We start from the raw sequence: 2155 nt of genomic DNA, 5'->3' as shown, positions 1-2155 counted from the left end.
ACACCTGTGAGTATTTTTGTTGCGCTGCACCTGCAAAATGATTTACCACCGGGCGACCGAAGAAGGATCTGATTCATGGCTCATGACGGACAGGACTTGCTGATGAAACCGACACTCATTCCCGACCTGCTGGCGCTGACCGGCGCCGCACTGGAACCGCTGAACCAGCTGCTTGAGGCCGCCCGCGCCTCGGTCAAGGAGATGGTGAGCAGCGACGGCCGCGTCTCGGGCCGTCTGATCGAGGAAAACCAGGTTGCCGCACATGGCCTGTCGTGGCTGGCGACCTATGTCTACTCGTTGCGCCAGATGCAGAAATGGGCCGAGAAGCTGCAGAGTGAGGCCAAGTTCGGCGAGATGGAGCAGCTGATCCATCAGATCGGCTTTGGCGAATACCTGTGGCAGGTCTATGGCGGCATCCAGATGAACCAGGGCGAGATCATCCGCCTGCATGATCTGGGCCTTTCTCAGGATGCCCAGCGTGCGCTAATGGTGCCGGCGGTGATGACGCTATGCGAGCAGGGCAACAGCCAGGCCGCACGCACCCGCCTGGTCAAGCTGATGGAAGAACAGGCTGGCTCCACCATGTTCGGTGCCTCCGGTCTGGAGGAAGAGCTGGAGATGATCCGCGACCAGTTCCGCCGCTATGCGGTGGAGAAGGTCGAGCCGCACGCCCATGACTGGCACCTGAAGGATGAGCTGATCCCGCTCAGCGTGATCGAAGAGCTGGCGGAAATGGGTGTGTTCGGCCTCACCATCCCCGAGGAATACGGCGGTTTCGGCCTCTCCAAGGCCTCGATGGTCGTGGTCTCCGAGGAGCTGTCGCGCGGCTATATCGGCGTTGGCTCGCTTGGCACCCGTTCGGAAATTGCAGCGGAGCTGATCCTTTGCGGCGGCACCGAGGAGCAGAAAACCAATTGGCTGCCCAAGCTGTCCAGTGCTGAAATCCTGCCCACCGCTGTGTTCACCGAACCGAACACCGGCTCCGACCTCGGCTCCCTGCGCACCCGCGCGGTGAAGGACGAGAACGGCGACTACAAGATCACCGGCAACAAGACCTGGATTACCCACGCCGCCCGCACTCATGTGATGACCCTGCTGGCGCGCACCGACCCGAACACCACCGACCACCGCGGACTGTCGATGTTCCTGGCGGAAAAAACGCCCGGCACCGACGAGGCGCCGTTCCCCACTGAAGGCATGACCGGCGGCGAGATCGAAGTGCTGGGCTACCGCGGCATGAAGGAATACGAGCTGGGTTTCGACAACTTCCATGTGAAGGGCGGGAACCTGCTGGGCGGCGAGGAAAACAAAGGCTTCAAACAATTGATGGAGACATTTGAATCTGCCCGCATCCAGACCGCGGCCCGAGCCATTGGCGTCGCCCAGTCGGCGCTGGATATTGCCATGCAGTACGCGCAGGACCGCAAACAGTTCGGCAAGTCCCTGATCAACTTCCCCCGCGTCTCCGGCAAGCTGGCGATGATGGCGGTGGAAATCATGATCGCCCGCCAGCTGACGTATTTCTCGGCCTGGGAAAAGGACCACGGCCACCGCTGCGACCTGGAGGCCGGCATGGCCAAACTGCTGGGCGCCCGTGTCGCTTGGGCCGCCGCCGACAACGGGCTGCAGATCCACGGCGGCAACGGCTTTGCGATGGAATACAAAATCTCCCGCGTTTTGTGTGATGCAAGGATCCTCAATATCTTTGAAGGCGCCGCAGAAATCCAAGCCCAGGTTATCGCCCGCCGCCTGTTGGGCTGACCGGCCGAAAGCTGTTTCGTTCGGGAGAAATCCTGCTCAGGCTCGGCGTTCGCGCCGGGCTTCTTGCAGCCGGGATCTGCCCAGGATGCGTTCACGCTGCAACCAATGCGAGGAATAAGACTGTTTCCAATCCGGGTTATTCGATCTTTCACCAGTTTTGGTTAACAAGAAACCATGACACTCTTCCGCTGCTTTCTGCTTCCCGTGCTGTTTCTGTTTTCCGCCTGCTCCGGTGCTGTGCCGACGGATCAGTTCCCCCGCATTCTGGCGATGGGGGATTCCCTGCTGGCCTGGCACAGCCTGGCAGGCAAATCCATTTCCGACACCGTTGCCCGCGAGCTGCAGGAACCAGTCGTTGACCGCTCCGTCTCGGCCGCGCGGATCATTTACAAGC

General features: G+C 60.9%; 1 protein-coding gene and 1 pseudogene. Both read left to right on the top strand.

Annotated features, from left to right (window positions below; all coding sequences use genetic code 11):
- The first annotated feature begins 75 nt into the window (after nt 1-75).
- Nucleotides 76-1761 (top strand): acyl-CoA dehydrogenase family protein, encoded by a 1686-nt coding sequence (locus tag A2I95_RS33015; RefSeq protein WP_291736629.1) that lies wholly within the window; start codon nt 76-78, stop codon nt 1759-1761.
- 174 nt (nt 1762-1935) lie between these two features.
- Nucleotides 1936-2155, top strand: a pseudogene (locus tag A2I95_RS33010) (SGNH/GDSL hydrolase family protein); the annotation flags it as partial.

The sequence above is a fragment of the Leisingera sp. F5 genome (genome assembly GCF_001593695.1).
Note: the sequence above shows the minus strand (reverse complement) of the source record. Positions and strands in the feature narration are given on the sequence as shown.

Bases quoted from the DNA above. Each gene is read 5' to 3' on its own strand.
- A2I95_RS33015 (WP_291736629.1), top strand. From the start codon at position 76: ATGGCTCATGACGGACAGGACTTGCTGATGAAACCGACACTCATTCCC.